Consider the following 19,210-nt stretch of genomic DNA (forward strand, 5'->3'; position numbering starts at 1 on the left):
CAATCGGGAACGATGCAAACAGTTTGGTTCCACGCACCTTTCAAAGTGACCGCCAATGAAAAGCACCGGTATTCCCACGGCGGGTAGCAGTTGATGAACCTGAGATCAGCGACGGATGATCTTCGACCATGACTGCGATGAGTCTCAGGGATGCGGCAGCCTGCAAGGTCAGTGGCGAAGCTGAGATCGCAGTAATTTCCTTTGCCAACAAGCGTGCCGATGCGACGAAGCCACTGATCGAACCAATATTCTGCGTCTGCAAACTCATCATTCGCGCCAGTTGCGCGAGGTTTTCCGAGACACGGTCAGCAACATTCTCTTCCAGACGCCCCCACAACAGCAGCCTGCGCAGCCGGATGATTTCGGCTCCCAAGGTGACGGAGGACAAGGCATCTTCGAGCAACGCGTCGCCAGCTTCTTTCATGTTTCTCAAAATTGGCATCAGCTGATTGATACGGTCGTATGCAAGACTGTTGAAAGCCGAAGAATTGGGAATGCGATCACGCAAACAGAGCCGCACAACATCCGTTCGCAATGCATTCATCATTCTGTTCACCGTTACCTGAGGGCGCTTTGGCAGGACGACGATAAAAACAAGAAGACCGATAAGTATGCCGGCCAGAACCGACAAGGACGTTTCCATGAATATATAGGGTTCAAAAGCCATTGTTTCATGCGGCTTCAAGAAGACAATGAAATTGATGGCGAAAGCCGTTGCCGGACCAACATGACGCGGATCAGCCATCAACAGGGCAACCGGCACAAGGATGGGGATGACAAAGACGGTAAACCAGAAGAGGCCGGGAAAATGCGGCAGGACAAGCTGGCTGAGTATAAACGCAAAGGGCACCGCATAGAGAGTGCCCTTGAAAAAGCCCCAACTGGTCTGGAGCGGGTTTGGCATCGAGGCAAAAAGGCTGCAGACGACTGCCACGATGATTGCTGCAGCGGCAGTATCCGTATGCCTGCTTTGCATCCAGTAAGCCGTCATCAGAGCTGTAGCAACAACAGCCCGGATGGCATTGACAGATGCGGTGCTACGATCACGATAAACTGGCAAAGCCGGGGGCCTCTTGTTTACCGTTCCATACTGCGAGCGGCTGCGCAAAGCTGACAAGCCACTCAATGTTGCCTTCAGGCCGTCAACAAATTCGCCAAGCAGAGTCAACCGCGCCATCATACCGATCTGATCGTCAGACCAGGGCTTGTCCTTGAGTTCGGTAATTTCACCGGCGATCGCTTCCAGCCGTTCCAGCCAGGGCCCGGTTGCATCAAGCTTGAAATCCTGCGCCATAGCATCGAGCAGACTGCCGAGTTTATCGCGCAAAGCCTGCCATGTGGCGTCCGACGAGGCCCTATGGGCAACAAGGATGTTCACGATCGACAGGCAGGACATGAGGTGCCCGACAGTGTGGCGGGAATGACGCCCGTGCGTGACAAGACTTGGCGCTTCAAGCCGGGCGTGCGCCCGCATGGCTGCGAGAGCCTGCGTATCGGCAATCAATTTCCTATGGGCAATTTTGAGCTCATTCGCATCGCGTCCGGCAATGGCGCTGCTGGTGTACCGCGCAAGATCGGCGATACAGTTTTCCAGACCTTCAACGAGGGCGGCGCGCGCAAGTTGGGGTCTGAAGAAGCGGCTGGCTATACCGGCGAAGACAATGCCGAGCATGATTTCAGTGCAACGGGCATAGGCAATTTCCGTGAGCAAATGAGACTGACCGAAGGCGGGCAGCGCAATGATAACGGCCGTATAGCCGGCCAAAGCGGCGCCATAGGATTCAGGATTGCGCAGCATGGAAGCGGCATAGGTGCAAAACGCGACCCACAGCGCAATCGAGATTACAAACAGCCATTGAATATCACTGGTCAGCGCCGTAATTGCGATGGCTGCCAGTGCTCCTGCCACCGTCCCGGCCAGACGAAACAGGCCTTTGCTGATAACCATACCGGCAATCGGCTGGGATACGATGAAAACCGTCATCATGGCCCATTGCGGCTGCTGCAAGTTCAGCGCGAATGCAGTCATCAGCGCGACAAGCGCAGCTACGTTGGTTCTCAACGCAAATATCCACGCCGTTCTTCCGGGCATGGCCGGATGCTGGATGATTTTATCGATGGTGCGAAACATGGCGTCCGATCTGGCAGCTTTGATTTCTAGTTATATTTCACAAGCGAGTCACACAACGGAAAGCGCTTGCGCTTTGATGCGTCTTCTTGCCACTTCAGCACCGCCTCATGCACAACGTGTCACAGAGGCGACATCCGCAAAGCGCATGATTGACTGGCAATCACCATAGTAACGAGGATCATTATGCGCACCTTTCTCAGCATGCTGGCAGCATTTGCTCTTGTCGGTCTCACTGCCGCCTACGCAGAAGAAGCCAAGCCTTTCAGCGACAACAAAGAAATCGATCTGCTTACCATCTTGCCGCCACCGCCAGCCAATGACTCGGCGCAGACCAAGGCAGAACTTGGTGAAGTTCTGACACTGCAGGTTGCGCGCACACCGGAAATGGTCGCGCGTGCTCAAGCGGATGCGGAAGAAAACGTCTGGCGTTTTGCGGATGTCATGGGTCCCGAATTCACCAAGGAAAAACTGCCGAAACTTGCGGCCTTTTTCGACCGGATTGTCGAAACGGAAGGCGCTGTCGTTGATCCGGCGAAGGACGTTTTCAAGCGTCCCCGCCCGCATCAGTTGAGTGATCTCGTCAAACCTGCGGTAAAATTATCGAATTCAGGTGCCTGGCCATCCGGCCATACAACGGTTGGCACGCTGATGGGCATTGTATTGTCAGATATGGTTCCCGAGAAGAAAGCAGAGATCATGGCGCGCGCCTGGGAATACGGCAACAACCGTATCGTGGGCGGTATCCACTTTCGTTCCGATGTGGAAATGGGGCGTATTTCCGGTAGCATTATTGCCGCTACAATCATGAAGCATGATGACTTCAAGGCGGAATACGAACCAGCCAAGGCGGAATTGCGTGCAGCTCTTGGCCTCGGCGGCGCCTGAGCCGATTTTAATATCGCGGTGTTAGACAAATCGGCAGAATCAACCGGACTGACCCGAGCCCGGTTGATCAAATTCAGATTGTTACCATGTGTTGAAGCGGATACCGGCGCGCAGTTGATGCGTTTTAATGCCATCATCGCGAACGGTAACGTCACCGTTCCGATACAGGTCTTTTCCGGCAATATCGGCGTAACGATAACCGAGATCCAGCTTGAGATTGGGTGTTAGATCGACCGCAACACCGGCCATCAGCGCCCATTCGAAGCGATTGGTACTGCCCGATGTAAGACCCGGATAGACCGGTCCCTGGAAATCGTAATTGACATTCGCCAAGCCGATGCCGCCACCGACATAAGGCGTCAGACCATGATAATTGCCAAGATCGACATAGGCATTGGCCATCGCTTCCCAGATATCGGTGGTCGTCTCGAAGTAGGTCGTATCGCGCTGATTATATCCAACGGTCAAATCACCGCGCAGATACTCGTTGAACTGATAACCGACGCCGATGAACGGAGAGAAGCTGCGCTTCATATCGTAATTGCTGGGGCTGGTGCCGCTGGGATAATCGACATGGGCATCGACCGTCGATTTAAAGTTATAGGCGACGTCGCCGCGTAGATACCAGCCCGAAGCGCTTGGCAACGGCGCATATTCCGGCACCTCCCGCGTATAGGGTGTTGGATCCAGATCAGCTGCCAGCAACTGCGGTCCGGACATGATCAGCAAAGATGTTGCTGACAGAGCCACTTTTGTAAAATTCATCCCTAATCCCCGAAATAGCGCCGTGGGGAAATATCCCCTTGGCGTATACTCTAGGTTGAGGCCGTTAAGTTCCGGTTAAGCATAATCATCAAGCATTTGATGAGACGGATGTGGAAGACGCGCCACATCTGCCGCCTAATTCTTCCATAATAATGGACTCTTTGATTGACTAGTTTTCAAAACCCACAATAAGTTGGGAGGGACATACAACCATTATCCTACCATAGGTAAGCATGACGCCAGGCGACCCCTTCCGGACTTTTCTCTGGCTTGCTCCCGTTGCCTTGTTTGTTTTTGCCTGCACGTGGTTCTTTGGTTACAGCTCCTATCACTCTCGAGCCCGATACAAAGATATGTTTTGCGCCGTACAGCACGATCCTGACATTGCCATCCAGCATAAACAATCGGGCGCATGGAAACACGCGATTTGCCATCAGGATCAGAGGCGATAATCTGCCTATTGCATATGAGACCCATGGTTTCGTTGTCTATCGGATTGCATTGAAGGCGTCAGCGAATAAGCTTTGCTGACGACTCATAATCTTTTCATCGAGAAGCGGATTCCCATGAAATTGTTCTTTTCCAGCCAGCAAATGGCTCATCAGCCCAAGCAATATATGATCAATGGCCGGATTACCGATCCGCTTGAAAATCCCGCCCGTGCCCATGCGCTGATCGATGTGCTGACAAAGCTGGGATTGTCCCAGCATGAACCGGAAGATACCGGCCCTGATCCTATCCTTGCTGTCCACGCGGATCACTATGTGGCTTTCCTCCAGACTGCCTATGACCGCTTCATGCAATTGCCCAATCATGGGCCCGAAGTCCTGCCGAATGTCAGTGCTTATCAGGGAGCCGGACAGGATTACGGGGCGCGTGCCATCCCGCGGCCGACCGGCGTTCTCGGGCAAGCCGGCTGGTACATCAATGGCCTGTCTTGCGCCATGATGGAGCACACATATGCAGCGGCATACGCGTCGGCACAAACAGCAATTGCCGCGGCGAATACGGTATTGAAGGGCGAGCGTGAAGCTTTTGCCCTGTGCCGCCCGCCGGGCCATCACGCTTATGCCGATCGCGCAGCGGGCTTCTGCTATTTCAACAATGCAGCCATAGTCGCCCAACACCTGCGCAAGCAGTATGACCGCGTTGCGATCATCGATTTCGACACGCATCATGGCGATGGAACGCAAGCAATTTTCTACACACGCGACGATGTTTTCTTTGGCTCGACCCATACGGACCCGTCAAATTACTACCCGCATTATAGTGGTTACGCCGACGAGACGGGTGCTGGCGCTGGCCGGGGCACCACGCTCAATCTGCCATTGGCAGAAGGCAGCGGCGACGAGGCCTTTATCGAAGCCAACCGCGAGCTTGCCAGAGCGGTTGCCAGCCATGGCTCGCAAGCACTGGTGATCTCGGCAGGATGGGACGCTCACCATGACGATCCGCTATCACGGCTGAAAGTCACGACAGAAGCTTACGCCGAAATCGGTGCAATCTGGGGTGCTGTCGATGTTCCCACAGTGATCGTTCAGGAAGGTGGCTATTCGCTGAGCGCCGTTGCAGAGGCAGCGCCGCGCTTTATCGCTGCCTACCAGAGCCAGCGCCGCAAGGCTTAGGCCGGACACTATACAAAGGGGATGAGCATATGACGGATATTGCCAGTAAAAGACAACCGATTAGGGCTGCTTTGGGTGCCTTCGTCGGCACCATGATCGAATGGTATGATTTCTATATTTACGGCACTGCGGCGGCGCTTGTGTTCGGCGATGTATTCTTTGCTTCATCAGACCCGCTCATGGGTGTTCTGGCCTCACTCGGCACGTTTGCCATCGGCTTCGTTGCGCGCCCTTTCGGCGCTTTGCTGTTCGGCCATTTTGGCGACAAGGTCGGCCGCAAAAAGTCGTTGATCATCACGCTGTTGCTGATGGGTGTTGCGACGGTTCTGATCGGACTGTTGCCCAGTTTTCACTCCATCGGCGTCACGGCGGCAGTGCTGCTGGTGCTGCTACGCCTGGTACAAGGCGTGGCCGTTGGCGGTGAATGGGGCGGTGCTGTGCTTATCGCTGCGGAACACGCTCCGCCGCGCTGGCGCACATTTCTTGCCTCGGCGCCGCAATATGGCAGCCCGATCGGGCTTATCCTTGCGGCTCTTGCTTTTCGTTCGGTTTCAGGCCTGCCACAGGAAGATTTTTTGAGCTGGGGCTGGCGCGTGCCATTCCTGCTCAGTGGCGTGCTGATTATCTTCGCCTTCATCATTCGTGCAGGCATCAACGAGAGCCCGGAATTGCTTGAAAGACTGAAGGAAAAGTCTGTTCAAGATGTCATCCCGGCGAAGGAGATATTCCGCACCAAGAAGGTGTCACTGCTTCTGGGCATGGGGCTTTGTCTGCTGGGTGTGGCTGGCTTCTATTTCATCACCACTTTGATGATGACATTCACAACAACGTCCCTTGGCATCAACCGTTCTGATATGCTCGAGTTGATCTCCTGGGTCGGCGTCGTTGAACTCTTCGCCTTCCCGGCCGGCTCCTACATCGCCACCAAATATGGCGAGCCATTGCTGCTGGTGTTGATGGCAGGCGCAGCCTTGCTGTTTGCCATTCCGATGATGATGCTCATCGTCTCCGGCAATCTGACGAACATATATATCGCTATTCTCGTAGCGACAGTGTTCCTCGCTGCGCACTATGCGGTGATGGCACCATTCCTGACCCGCGCTTTCCCTGTACATCTGCGTTACACAGGTATCTCGCTATCCTCGTCTTTGAGCGGTGCGATTTTCAGCGGCTTGACACCAATGATCGGTGTTTGGCTCGTGCACAAATATGGCGTGCAGTGGGCGCCATTGGCGTTCCTGTTCATCTTCATTGCCGGGACGAGTTTCGTATGCAGCCTGCTTCTACCTGTCGATAACAGTGAAGCCGAAGCGCGCGCACCGCTGGAAGCAGATCCGCTCGGGATCAATGCCTGACAGAGCGGCCAACGCTCGACCATCGAGCGTTGGCATTTTTTGTTGAAAGGAAAGTCTTACGCAGCCTTGGCCAGATCCCCATGCGGATCCAGCACGAACTTCTGTGCTGCGCCTTTGTCAAAGCTCTCATAGCCCTGTGCTGCGTCTTCAAGCGAAATAACCCTTGCATTGACGATATCCGCGATAGGCAGACGGTCATAAAGGATTGCCTGCATGAGCTGACGGTTGTACTTCAGCACTGGTGTCTGACCTGTATGGAAAGACTGAGCCTTGGCCCAGCCAAGTCCGAAGCGCAGGGACAGATTGCCCTGTTTGGCGGCACCGTCGACAGCGCCCGGATCTTCGGTCACATACAAACCAGGAATGCCGATTGAACCGGCTGCGCGGGTGATCTCCATCATCTGATTGAGCACAATCGCGGGCTGTTCGCCGCCGCTGTGACCGCGTGCCTCAAAGCCGACAGCATCAATCGCACTGTCCACTTCGTTGCTGCCTGTCACCTGAGCGATCATATCACCAAGCCGGTCACTTGCTGATAAATCAATGGGTTCGAAACCAACCTTCGCAGCATGGGCGAGCCGTTCCTTGTTGAAATCGCCGATCATGACAACCGCCGCACCGAGAATGCGGGCTGACGCCGCTGCGGCAAGTCCAACCGGACCGGCACCGGCGACATAGACGACGGAACCGACACCAACACCCGCTTTTACCGCTCCATGAAAACCTGTCGGCAAGATATCCGATAACATGGTGAGATCGCGCATCTTGGCCATGGCACGATCACGATCCGGAATTTTCAGGAGATTGAAGTCCGCGTAGGGAACGGTGACGTAGCGTGCCTGACCACCGATCCATCCACCCATGTCGACATAACCATAGGCACCGCCGGCGCGTGCCGGATTGACCGTCAGGCAGACACCGGTGTCCTGTGACTTGCAGGTGCGGCAGCGTCCACAGGCAACATTGAACGGAACCGAAACAATGTCGCCGACACAGAGCATTTCAACATCGCGGCCTTTTTCGATGATCTCTCCGGTGATTTCATGGCCCAGCACAAGGCCCGGCTCCGCTGTTGTACGGCCGCGCACCATATGCTGGTCGGACCCGCAATATTGGTCGAGATGACTTTGAGAACAACACCGTGTTCAATACGGCGGCCATCCGGCGCTTCCAGCTTCGGATCAAGAATATCCTGTACTTCGACTTTACCCGGTCCGACGTAGACAACGCCTCTGTTTTTGCTCATTCCGAACTCCTCCCGTGGATTGTGTGCAAACCAACCGGCTCCCGATCAGGAAACCGTTACTGAACGCCTCAACAGTACTCAGGCTTGTAAAGCTTGGGTCCGTTCGTCATGTTCGCGACGAACAGCACCCACACCATAGGCTGAAATCATGCATTGGCCGTTCTGTCCGCGACATATGATTTCGACGATGGTTCATGAGACACGCGGGTACTCGGCGCTGGAGTTTGCATCAATGGAACAGCCCGCAACGTTACGCTGGTATCGGCAGTAAGCTGGGCGTTAGCTCACTTCGTAAATCTCAATGGGCAATCCGTCGGGATCGGCAAAGAAGGTGAAAGCTCTTTTGGTGTAAGGATCAATCCGCACCGGCTCGGTTTCCAACCGCTCGGCATAGGCATCCGGCCAGCCAATGTCCCGAAGGATATATTCGGGCAGTTCTTTGATATGTTGCTCAGTCCGCGCCATGCGCCTGCGTCTAGCAATGTTTGAAAGCAACCGCGTGAGTTTACTTATATTATTCGAATTCCAGCGAGCCATTTCTACCTCTCCTTTTGATTCAGCTGGTTCAGAACACGCCGTCCCGAACCAGCTCAAAGCCATTGTCAGGACCAGTGAGCCCGGAGTTCCTGATTGAAAACATCAGGCCGCTCTTCGAAGAAGAACAAGCGCCCATTCTCAACCTCAACCACGCGGCGTGTTCCGGGTATGCGTTCCGCCAGCCAATGCGCCCATTTCTTGTCGAAATAGACATCATCGGTTCCCCAAACGATCAGGGTAGGTGCATGAAACTTGCGAAGGTTCGGTTCAATATCGACCGTTTGCGAGCAATCGAATGCCGCAACAAAACGCTCCAGACCACGCACCCGATTGGGCCCTGAAAAGTATGGTTGCAGGTAGACGTCAATTGTATCGTCAGTGATCGTGGCGGCATCTTCATAACAGGGACCGAGCGCTCCGGGAGAACGAAAGATGTCCTTGTCATTCACCAGCGCCGTGAGCGTGTCGCGCAAACCACCGGCGGCACACATATCGACAAAACCCTGAAATGCTTCCGGCGGCCAATTGTCATGTGTATCGCAGTCCGTCAGTGTCAGGGTTCGAATCCGTTCTGGATTGTTGACGGCAAAAATCTGGCAAACGGCCCCGCCCCCATCATTCCCGACGAGATCGACTTTATCGATGCCGAGCCCGTCAAGAAATTGCCCGAGCATCGTCGCCTGCGCGGTTGACGATACGTCCTGCTCATCGGCAACTGCCGTTGCACCATGCGCAAGCGTATCGATTGCGATGCAGCGCCGGATGTCAGACAGTGCTGACAGCTGGTGTCGCCAGATATAGCTGTTGACGAGAATACCGTGCACGAAAAGCGCAACCGGCCCCACGCCTGCCTCGGCATAATGGATACGGCCGGAGGCCGTATCCACATACTTCTTGGCAGCTTCAAACTGCTTGCTGCTCATGACGCTGTCCTTGCTTCACGCAGCTTCAGCGCACATTCTTCGCAGCAGACCTCGACGGTCTGATCGCCGATTTTGACCTCAATGACAGTTGCATCAAGCTTGTCATCGCAGACGGCACACGTTTTCTCAGCCATAATTTATCTCCTTGGCAGCCCGCCTATCGGGCCTGATCAGGAGACCATCGTGCGCCAAACGCCGCTATCGAGATCTTTAGCTGTTTTGAGAATGCCGGGGCGTTTGTGTGAAAGCCGTCGGCGACCGGCCATAGGCCTGGCGGAATGCAGCGGTGAAATGACTATGACTGGAAAACCCCAGCTCCAGAGCCAGCGCTGACAAATCATCATAGTGCGTGATCAGATCAAGGGCGCGCGCGAGGCGCAATCGCAGGTGATAACGGTAAAGCGGTATTCCCTCTACCTGCTGGAACACCTGCGTGAGATAAACCGGCGAACCGCCAATCTCCGCGGCAATCTCGTTCAATGTCCAGCGCCGTGAGAGATCACTGGCAAGCAAAACTTTCACGCGATCCGCCAGCCGGCTTCGGGCAAATGTCGAGCGGGACTCGTGTGAGGTGCGCGGTCCGAAACTGCGGCATATCAGAGTAAGCAACAGGCTTTCCGCCTCAAGCGGCTCGATGGTGCCGTTCTCAAGATGATACCGCAGGAGGGCAACCAAAGCTTGGGCGCGCGGGTCAATACGCTGGCTTTGCAGACGGAAACCAAGCTCGGCGCGATTGTTCAAGAGAGAACGCGGGACCAGTTCGCGCAGCACCGATTCCGACAGCCCGACGGACAGGCTTGCATCCCCGCCATTGATGGGATGGCTAACCTGATAGGCCTCACCCGAATTGAAGAACAGGACGTGATTGGCATCCGCGACAGCCTGTTCGCCACCGACATGTCTAATGTAGATGCCACGATAGGGGAACACGAGATAGGTGGTCGAGGTGCACTCTTCGGCGCTGCGATGACGGCAAGTACAGCTGCACCGGACATTTTGCAGCGATACGATACCTGTATCGAGCAGATCGCTGACTTCAAACTCAGACATGTGCTTCAGATAACTCCGGTCTGGTGCAGGATGGATGCGGAATAAGCCGCTCTGTCTCAAACCATACAGAAGTGCTCCTGACATCGGACTGTCAGGAGTGTTGGGTGGGATTCATTTATCCCCAAACCAGCGATCGTTGTATTTATTGATCCTGCGCGTCCGGTTGGCGGTTCATAGCCAATGCAATCAGGGTACAGACAGCACCCGAAAGCAGATAGGCCCCGGCTGCAATCAAACCGAAGTGGCTGGCAAGCATCAGCGCAACCACGGGGGGCAAACCCCGCGCCAAAAAGCCAAGCGAGATCGCTTGTCAAGGCAGACCCCGTATAGCGGAACTTTTTGGAGAACCGCGATGCTACCGAGCCGGAGGATTGGCCGAATGACAGGCCGAGCAATATAAAGCCGAGAACCATGAAGACCAGTTCGCCGATATCTCCGCCATCAAGCAATTGAGGCGCGAAGCCACTGAACACGGCGATGGCAATTGCTGTACCGCCAAGCAGATTACGCCGCCCGATACGGTCTGCAATATTGCCGGATGCAAATACTGCAATCACGCCGACGGCAGCACCGAAGGCTTCAATCAGGAGAAACCGCGCCGGGCCCTGATCCGTATAAAGAAACACCCATGACAACGGGAACACCGTGACCATGTGAAACAATGCAAAGCTGGCGAGCGGAGCGAATGCGCCGATGACGACATGACGGCCCTCGCTCTGCAGCGTGTTCGTAACAGTCGTCGGCTGCAATTCACGGCTTTCAAAAAGCTTGGCATATTGCGGCGTCACCACCATGCGAAGACGCGCAAAAAGCGCCACAACATTGATGGCGAAGGCCACGAAGAACGGATAGCGCCAGCCCCAACTCAGGAAATCTTCAGCAGAAAGATTGGCCACAAAGAACGCAAACAGGCCTGCCGCAACCATAAGGCCGAGCGGCGCGCCAAGCTGCGGGATCATCGCATACCAGCCGCGTCGCTGCTTCGGCGCATTGAGCGCGAGCAGTGAGGCAAGACCGTCCCACTCACCGCCCAGCGCAAGACCCTGACCAATGCGGAACAGCGCCAAGAGTGCAGCCGATGCCCATCCGACCTGTTCGTAACCGGGCAGGAAGCCGATAGCCACAGTGGAACTGCCAAGCAGGAACAGCGTGATGGTCAGCTTCACGCCGCGCCCGTAAGTGCGGTCGATAGCCATGAAGATGACAGTACCGAGCGGACGGGCGATGAATGCCAGCGCAAAGATAAGAAACGAATAGACCGTGCCGGTGAGCGCATCGAGGTGCGGGAAAACCAGCTTCGGGAAAACCAGAACGGATGCGATCGCGTACACGAAAAAGTCGAAGAATTCGGACGTCCGGCCAATGACAACGCCGATGGCGATTTCACCAACATTGACGTCATCATGTCCGGCATGCAAATTTCGTGCATCCCGTTCGAGCGTCGTGGTTAGTACCGCCCCTGTTTTCGCGCTCATGGCCGATTGCGCTCCTCGAGCATAATAGTTGAAACCCTGCAGCTGCGCCTTTTCGTGGCTCCTGCTAGCGTATCTCCTATCATTGTGACACACTAGGGGAGGATTGGGCAAATTGTCCAATGTCGCCCTGACTATGGTGCAGCTAGTGATGGCGCAATTAAGTTGTGAACTCACCAACCAGATGGCCTGAGTTTCCGACTTTCGCGCTGTTTTCATTGACAGGAAGTCTCTTGAACCGTCTTCTCGCCATCGCCTTGCTTCCGCTCCTTGCATTGCTGTCCGCTTGCAATGCCGTGGTTATGAGTCCATCCGGCGACGTTGCCGTGCAGCAACGCGATCTTGTGATCGTCTCGACGGTCTTGATGCTCATCATCATCATACCTGTCATGTTCCTGACGGTTTTCTTCGCCTGGAAATACCGGCAATCAAACACCAGCGCCACCTACGATCCGGAATGGGATCACTCGACGCAGCTCGAATTGATCATCTGGGCCGCGCCGTTGCTCATCATCATCTGTTTGGGTGCGGTGACATGGATGGCGACGCATCTGCTTGATCCCTATCGTCCGCTCGGACGGATCTCTCCCGGGAAGGCTGTTTCACAAGACGTCAAACCGCTGCAGGTTGAAGTGGTCGCCCTCGACTGGAAATGGCTGTTTATCTATCCGGAATATGGCGTCGCCACAGTCAATGAACTGGCTGCGCCGGTGGACCGTCCCATTAATTTCCGCCTGACGTCTTCGGCTGTGATGAACTCATTCTACATTCCGGCCTTGGCTGGTCAGATTTACACTATGCCAGGCATGCAGACGAAGCTGAGCGCAGTGATCAACCATCCCGGCATGTATCAAGGCTTCTCTGCCAATTATAGCGGCGCGGGTTTTTCAGGGATGCGTTTTGCATTCCACGGACTGCCGGACGCGGAATTTGATAAATGGGTTTCTGATCTCAAAGCCAAAGGCAGTGCACTTGATCGCGAGACTTATCTGCAACTCGAACGGCCCAGCGAGAACGTGCCGGTCCAACACTATGCCAGTGTTGACCCGGAACTGTTCAGTGCGGTTCTCAACCGCTGCGTCGAACGGGGCAAAATGTGCATGAGCGAGATGGACGCCATTGATGCCAAGGGCGGCCTTGGCATGGCAGGCATCTACAATGTTCGCGCGCTGGAATATGACAAATACACACGGCGCGGCGCTGTTTTTGGGCCTGAACCAACGTTTGTAGCCGGCATCTGCAGCACCGAGGAAGCGCTTCAGTCAGGCATCAATGCGCAGTTGACAACGCCGCTCAATACATCACCCGTCCTCGGCGCAGGTTTGCCTCGCCCTGTTTCTCCCCATTGTTCGGCCCACAGCGCCGGCCGTCGAATTCCTGAACGGATCGAACCCGATATGTTTGATAATCCCGATCTTATAAAACTCATTTTCGGACGGCTTACGCTGGAGTCGTTTCCCTATCACGAGCCAATTCTGGTAGCGACCTTCGCCGTCGTTGCTCTCGGTGGCGCATTGCTCGTCGGCTTGCTGACCTACTATCGTGTCTGGGGCTACCTCTGGCACGAGTGGTTTACCAGCGTGGATCACAAGCGGATCGGCGTGATGTATATGGTGCTCGGTATCGTCATGCTGCTGCGCGGCTTCTCCGATGCCATCATGATACGCCTGCAGCAGGCAATGGCCTTCAATGGTTCAGACGGCTATCTTCCTGCCCACCATTTCGATCAGGTATTCACGGCGCATGGCGTGATCATGATCTTCTTTGTGGCGATGCCGCTTGTTACCGGCCTCATGAATTTTGTGGTACCGCTGCAGATCGGTGCGCGGGACGTTTCGTTCCCGTTCCTCAACAATTTCAGCTTCTGGATGACAACGGCCGGTGCCATCCTCGTCATGATGTCGCTGTTTGTCGGCGAGTTCGCCAAGACCGGCTGGCTGGCTTACCCACCGCTGTCAAATATCGGCTACAGTCCAGATGCCGGTATGGATTACTATATCTGGGCATTGCAGATTGCCGGTATCGGGACATTGCTGTCGGGCGTCAATCTTGTTGCGACCATCGTCAAGATGCGCGCACCCGGCATGACCATGATGAAGCTGCCGATCTTCACCTGGACTGCCCTGTGCACCAACGTGTTGATTGTCGCCGCCTTCCCGGTTCTGACGGCCGTTCTGGCCCTGCTGACCCTCGACCGCTATATTGGCACGAACTTCTTCACCAATGACTTTGGCGGCAATCCGATGATGTATGTGAACCTCATCTGGATTTGGGGTCACCCGGAAGTTTACATCCTCATTCTGCCCGCCTTTGGTATCTTCTCCGAAGTTACCTCGACCTTCGCTGGCAAGCGCCTGTTTGGTTATACATCGATGGTCTATGCCACGATCGTTATCACCATTCTCGCCTATCTCGTCTGGCTGCACCACTTCTTCACCATGGGCTCGGGTGCCAGCGTGAACTCGTTCTTCGGTATCACTACGATGATCATTTCGATCCCGACAGGTGCAAAAATATTCAACTGGCTGTTTACCATGTATCGCGGCCGCATCCGCTTCGAACTGCCGATGATGTGGACGATTGCCTTCATGCTGACCTTCGTTATCGGCGGCATGACCGGTGTGCTTCTCGCCGTTCCTCCGGCAGACTTCGTACTGCACAACAGCCTGTTCCTGGTTGCGCATTTCCACAACGTGATTATCGGCGGCGTGCTGTTTGGCCTGTTTGCCGGTATTTACTACTGGTTTCCCAAGGCGTTCGGTTTCCGGCTCGATCCGTTCTGGGGCAAGATGTCATTCTGGTTCTGGGTTATCGGCTTCTACTTCGCCTTCATGCCGCTCTATGTCCTCGGCCTGATGGGCGTAACACGGCGCCTACGTACATTCGAAGACCCCTCACTGCAAATCTGGTTCATTATCGCCGGCTTTGGAGCGTTCCTTGTGGCTCTCGGCATCCTGTCTTTCCTCGTCCAGATTTATGTCAGCATTCGTAATCGCGAAGCACTGCGCGATCTGACAGGTGATCCATGGGATGGCCGTACGCTGGAATGGGCAACGGCATCGCCTCCGCCTGCTTATAATTTCGCCCATACACCTGTCATCCATGATCTGGATGCCTGGTACGACATGAAGAAGCGTGGCTATGTCAGACCGACAGAAGGCTTCCGCGCTATCCATATGCCGCGCAACACTGGCACGGGCGTGATACTCGCGGTTCTCAGCATCATCTTTGGTTTTGCGATGATCTGGTACATCTGGTGGCTTGCAGCGGTCAGTTTTGTGGCTCTGCTGGTTGTGACCATCGCCCACACGTTCAACTATAACCGTGACTTCCACATACCGCTCGATGAGGTTGTCAAATCTGAAAACGAACGCACAACCATGCTGGCGGGATTGGCACGATGAGTACAACCGCTTCCGCTACACACGAGAGTACCAAAACGCCGGTGTTTTATCTGAAAGATGAACATGACCATGCCGAAGGTGGCAGCACCATGTTCGGCTTCTGGATCTATCTGATGAGCGATTGTCTCATCTTTGCGGTTCTGTTCGCAACTTACGGCGTTCTGGGCGGCAATTATGCGGCGGGTCCTGCACCGAAAGACCTGTTCGATCTGCCACTCGTCGCCATCAACACCTCGATGTTGCTGTTCTCGTCAATCACCTATGGCTTTGCCATGTTGACGATGGTCAAGGGCAAGGTTGGCGCGACACAGGGCTGGCTCGCCTTGACCGGCCTGTTCGGCGTTGCCTTCATCTGCATCGAACTCTACGAATTTGCCCACATGATCCATGAAGGCGCTACACCGCAACGAAGCGCCTTCCTTTCCTCCTTTTTCACACTGGTGGGAACACATGGCCTGCACGTTACTGTTGGCTTGATCTGGCTGGTGACACTGATGGTGCAGGTTGCCCGCTACGGGTTGATCCCAGCGAACACACGCCGTCTGATGTGCCTGAGCATGTTCTGGCACTTCCTTGACGTCATCTGGATCGGTGTTTTCACCTTCGTTTATCTGATGGGAATGTTACGATGAGCTCGAAAGTGAAAACAGGTCACGATACCCATGGCCACGATGATGGTCATGAACATGGCTCGCTCCGTTCCTATCTCATCGGCTTCGGTCTTTCGGTTGTTCTGACAGCCGTTCCATTTTGGCTCGTGATGAGTGGCGTTCTGGATTCCAAGCAGGCGACTGGCCTCGCCATCATGGCTTTGGCTGTGGTGCAGATCGTTGTCCACATGGTGTTCTTTCTGCATATGAATGTGCGGTCGGAACACGGCTGGACGATGATGGCGCTGATCTTCACGCTTGTGCTTGTCGTCATTACCCTGACCGGGTCACTTTGGGTCATGTATCATCTTAATACCAACATGATGCCCGGCCACGATATGAGTCAGCTGCCATGACAGAAGATCGAAGTGAGAACAGGCTTGGCCCCGGCGGTGACAAGACTGATCACTTCGAAGTACATAACCCGGATGAGACCTCGGATACTATGCCAAGTTCTCTGCTCAAGCTTGCTCTGCTTGGCAGCCTTGCGCTTTTCTGCGTAATCATCCTGACGGGACTGGGTATTTGGCAAATTGAACGCCGTACGTGGAAGCTGGAACTGATTGACCACGTCCAACAGAGAATTCACGCAGCAGCGGTATCTGCGCCTGAACCTGCCATGTGGGCCGACATCAGCGCCGATGACGCCTATCGCCATGTTCGCGTTGAGGGTCATTTTCTTGACAATCGCGACACGCTGGTAAAGGCGGTTACAAATCGTGGCGATGGTTTTTGGGTGATTGCGCCGTTGCAAACAGCCGAAGGCTTTATTGTTCTTGTCAATCGCGGTTTTGTGCCCTCTGAGACGGTTCGAAATGGATGGAAACCGGATGCTCAAGCTGGAGCCATGACCAGCCTGACCGGGCTATTGCGATTGACAGAACCGGGCGGCGCTTTTTTACGCAGCAATGATCCGGTAGCCGATCGCTGGTACTCCCGCGATGTCGGCGCGATTGCCGCGGCCCGGAACATCGCGCAAGTCGCACCCTACTTCATCGATGCCGACGCCAATGCCAACACGGACAAATTGCCTATTGGCGGACTGACAATCATTGCCTTTCCGAACAATCATTTGGTGTACGCTCTGACATGGTTTGCCATGGCAATCCTGCTCGCAGGCGCATCAGTCTTCGTTCTGCGCAGCGAGTGGCGCCGCCGCACGGCTTCCACCTCGGCACGTGATGTGGCAAGAGTTGAACGGGCAACATCACAACCCGTCAAAACCACACAGGACGCCGCCAGGACCATATGCTGAGCCATTTGTTGAATCCTGCCATGTCCGACGCTACGACGAGCGCAGCAGTTGCGGACAATAACATAGCCGCCCCCACGCTGCCGCCGGCCGATTATATGGCCAGCTGGAAGAATATGGCGCTCCTGATCCAGTTGCGCTGGATCGCCGTGGTTGGGCAGATATTGACGATCGCCGTGGTACGCCTCGGGTTCAACATTGCTCTGCCTCTGGTACCAATGTTTCTCGTTCTTTGTGGCCTGATCGCGCTCAATCTTGGAAGCATCTTCTGGTTGAAAGAACACAAGGTCGTCACATCGGCCTCGCTGTTTGTGGTGCTCGTGCTTGATGTCTCCGCATTGACAGCGCAGCTCTATTTAAGCGGCGGTGCGACGAACCCGTTCATTTTCCTTTATCTGCTTCAGGTAACGCTGGCTGCTGTCCTTCTCGATGCCCGGCTAACAACCGCCATCGTTGCCATTGCATGCGTCAGCTTCGCGGGGCTGACTGTCTACTACCAGCCGATTATCTTGCCGGGTCATGCCGCAGAAGAACTCTTCCAACTGCACATCGTGGGCATGTTCATCTGCTTTGTTCTCGATGCCGCACTCCTTGTGGTCTTCGTTTCCCGGATCACCCGCAACCTTCGCGAACGCGATGCGCATCTCGCTGCACTCAAACAACATGCTGCAGAAGAAGATCATATTGTCCGCATGGGGCTTCTGGCCTCGGGTGCAGCACATGAGCTTGGCACTCCACTCTCCTCGCTTTCGGTTATTCTGGGCGATTGGCGCCGTGTGCCTTCACTTGCGGCTGATCCCGTCATGCTGCAGGAAATTGATGAAATGCAGGCCGAGGTGGGACGCTGCAAGGCCATCGTCACAGGCATTCTTTTGTCCGCAGGTGAGGCGCGCGGTGAGGCTCCGAGCGTGACCACTGTGAATGCTTTTCTCGATGAACTTGTGAGTGAATGGCGCGCGGCGAGATCCGCCACAACATTGTCCTATGGCAATGCATTTGGACTGAACCTTGCAATCGTTTCGGACTCCGCCTTGAAACAGGTGATCTTTACCGTCCTCGACAATGCGTTTGAAGCATCGCCAAACTGGATTGGCTTCGTGGCCGAACGGGACGGCGAGATGCTCGTGCTTCGTATCAGCGATGCAGGGCCGGGCTTTGCACCGGAAATGCTGGCCAAATTCGGCAAGCCGTATCAGTCAAGCAAGGGGAAGCTCGGCGGCGGCCTCGGATTGTTTCTCGTGGTCAATGCAGTGCGTAAACTCGGAGGGGCCGTGAATGCCCGGAATCTGCCACAGGGCGGCGCAGCAGTAACTTTGAACCTGCCACTGGCATCGCTTGCAATCGGAGCACGCGGCCATGTCCAATGACCGCCTGCTCGTCATCGTCGAAGATGACACCGCCTTTGCCCGCACACTCAAGCGTTCGTTCGAGCGGCGGGATTATACAGTTGTGCTCGCAGCCGGGATTGAGGAACTCGGCGATATCCTGAAAACCCAATCACCCGGCTATGCGGTTGTGGATTTGAAGCTCGCTGGAGCGTCGGGGCTTGCTTGTGTTGAAGTCTTGCACGCCCACGACCCTGCAATGCTGATCGTCGTGCTGACGGGGTTTGCCAGCATCGCTACGGCTGTTGAAGCGATTAAACTCGGCGCCTGTCACTACCTCGCAAAACCCTCCAACACCGACGACATCGAAGCTGCATTCAGCAAGGCGGCAGGCGACGCCGGGGTGGCACTCACGGCGCGGCCAACATCCATAAAAACACTGGAATGGGAACGCATCCATCAGACGTTGCTGGAAACCGATTTCAACATCTCGGAAACAGCGCGGCGGCTTGGCATGCACCGGCGCACGCTCGCCCGCAAGCTGGAAAAACGCCGCGTTAATTGACGCGGCAGAACTAGCTGCGGGACAA

Annotated in this window: 15 protein-coding genes and 3 pseudogenes; 10 read left to right on the forward strand and 8 right to left on the reverse strand. The window is 55.1% G+C overall.

The genetic code is table 11. From position 1 onward, the window contains the following. Window positions 1-40: 40 nt before the first annotated feature. A complete protein-coding gene (locus tag HB779_RS24265) occupies window positions 41-2,131 on the reverse strand; it encodes an FUSC family protein (RefSeq protein ID WP_371823960.1) in 2,091 nt (696 codons plus the stop codon). 183 nt (window positions 2,132-2,314) lie between these two features. On the opposite strand from HB779_RS24265, the gene HB779_RS24270 reads away from it, so the two are divergent. Further along, window positions 2,315-3,016 (forward strand): phosphatase PAP2 family protein, encoded by a 702-nt coding sequence (locus HB779_RS24270; RefSeq protein ID WP_188346467.1) that lies wholly within the window; start codon window positions 2,315-2,317, stop codon window positions 3,014-3,016. An 81-nt stretch (window positions 3,017-3,097) separates the two neighbouring features. Here HB779_RS24270 and HB779_RS24275 read toward each other — a convergent pair whose 3' ends face one another. Further along, a complete protein-coding gene (locus HB779_RS24275; protein WP_188346468.1) occupies window positions 3,098-3,781 on the reverse strand; it encodes an outer membrane protein in 684 nt (227 codons plus the stop codon). A gap of 566 nt (window positions 3,782-4,347) precedes the next feature. On the opposite strand from HB779_RS24275, the gene HB779_RS24280 reads away from it, so the two are divergent. Further along, a complete protein-coding gene (locus tag HB779_RS24280) occupies window positions 4,348-5,406 on the forward strand; it encodes a histone deacetylase family protein (RefSeq protein WP_188346469.1) in 1,059 nt (352 codons plus the stop codon). Between the two features lie 29 nt (window positions 5,407-5,435). After that, a complete protein-coding gene (locus tag HB779_RS24285) occupies window positions 5,436-6,761 on the forward strand; it encodes an MFS transporter (protein ID WP_188346470.1) in 1,326 nt (441 codons plus the stop codon). A gap of 56 nt (window positions 6,762-6,817) precedes the next feature. Here the strand turns inward: HB779_RS24285 and fdhA are convergent. The 6 genes and pseudogenes from fdhA to HB779_RS24315 all read right to left on the reverse strand — a co-directional run bounded on the left by fdhA (window position 6,818) and on the right by HB779_RS24315 (window position 11,992). Next, window positions 6,818-8,007: pseudogene (gene fdhA, locus HB779_RS24290) on the reverse strand (formaldehyde dehydrogenase, glutathione-independent). 279 nt (window positions 8,008-8,286) lie between these two features. Beyond that, complete coding sequence (locus HB779_RS24295; protein WP_188346931.1) at window positions 8,287-8,544, reverse strand: hypothetical protein; 258 nt, start codon at window positions 8,542-8,544, stop codon at window positions 8,287-8,289. Window positions 8,545-8,609: 65 nt separating this feature from the next. After that, window positions 8,610-9,467: an alpha/beta fold hydrolase gene (locus HB779_RS24300; RefSeq protein ID WP_188346471.1), complete on the reverse strand. Its 858-nt coding sequence runs from the start codon at window positions 9,465-9,467 to the stop codon at window positions 8,610-8,612. Then, the gene (locus HB779_RS24305; RefSeq protein ID WP_188346472.1) at window positions 9,464-9,601 is read right to left on the reverse strand and encodes a hypothetical protein; all 138 of its coding nucleotides are present in this window, start codon (window positions 9,599-9,601) and stop codon (window positions 9,464-9,466) included. Before HB779_RS24305 ends, HB779_RS24300 begins: the two co-directional genes overlap by 4 nt. Before the next feature lie 76 nt (window positions 9,602-9,677). Beyond that, window positions 9,678-10,517: an AraC family transcriptional regulator gene (locus HB779_RS24310; RefSeq protein ID WP_188346473.1), complete on the reverse strand. Its 840-nt coding sequence runs from the start codon at window positions 10,515-10,517 to the stop codon at window positions 9,678-9,680. A gap of 142 nt (window positions 10,518-10,659) precedes the next feature. After that, a pseudogene (locus HB779_RS24315) lies at window positions 10,660-11,992 on the reverse strand (MFS transporter). Between the two features lie 164 nt (window positions 11,993-12,156). Between HB779_RS24315 and cyoA the strand changes: the two are divergent. The 7 genes and pseudogenes from cyoA to HB779_RS24345 form a co-directional block, all read left to right on the forward strand. After that, window positions 12,157-13,062 (forward strand): annotated as a pseudogene (gene cyoA / locus HB779_RS25535) (ubiquinol oxidase subunit II); the annotation flags it as partial. A gap of 324 nt (window positions 13,063-13,386) precedes the next feature. Continuing rightward, entirely contained in the window at window positions 13,387-15,393 is a 2,007-nt protein-coding gene (gene cyoB / locus HB779_RS25540) for a cytochrome o ubiquinol oxidase subunit I (protein WP_244642942.1), read from the forward strand. Next, the gene (gene cyoC, locus HB779_RS24325) at window positions 15,390-16,025 is read left to right on the forward strand and encodes a cytochrome o ubiquinol oxidase subunit III (RefSeq protein WP_188346475.1); all 636 of its coding nucleotides are present in this window, start codon (window positions 15,390-15,392) and stop codon (window positions 16,023-16,025) included. Before cyoB ends, cyoC begins: the two co-directional genes overlap by 4 nt. Next, the gene (gene cyoD, locus HB779_RS24330) at window positions 16,022-16,399 is read left to right on the forward strand and encodes a cytochrome o ubiquinol oxidase subunit IV (protein ID WP_188346476.1); all 378 of its coding nucleotides are present in this window, start codon (window positions 16,022-16,024) and stop codon (window positions 16,397-16,399) included. Before cyoC ends, cyoD begins: the two co-directional genes overlap by 4 nt. Next, window positions 16,396-17,298: an SURF1 family protein gene (locus HB779_RS24335; protein WP_244642877.1), complete on the forward strand. Its 903-nt coding sequence runs from the start codon at window positions 16,396-16,398 to the stop codon at window positions 17,296-17,298. The genes cyoD and HB779_RS24335 overlap by 4 nt, the downstream gene beginning before the upstream one ends. 20 nt (window positions 17,299-17,318) lie before the next feature. Then, window positions 17,319-18,662, forward strand: a complete 1,344-nt coding sequence (locus HB779_RS24340; protein WP_244642879.1) for an ATP-binding protein — start codon at window positions 17,319-17,321, stop codon at window positions 18,660-18,662. Beyond that, complete coding sequence (locus HB779_RS24345; protein WP_188346477.1) at window positions 18,652-19,185, forward strand: response regulator transcription factor; 534 nt, start codon at window positions 18,652-18,654, stop codon at window positions 19,183-19,185. The genes HB779_RS24340 and HB779_RS24345 overlap by 11 nt, the downstream gene beginning before the upstream one ends. Window positions 19,186-19,210: the final 25 nt, after the last annotated feature.

The organism is Phyllobacterium sp. 628 (assembly GCF_014189505.1).
Lineage (GTDB): Bacteria > Pseudomonadota > Alphaproteobacteria > Rhizobiales > Rhizobiaceae > Phyllobacterium.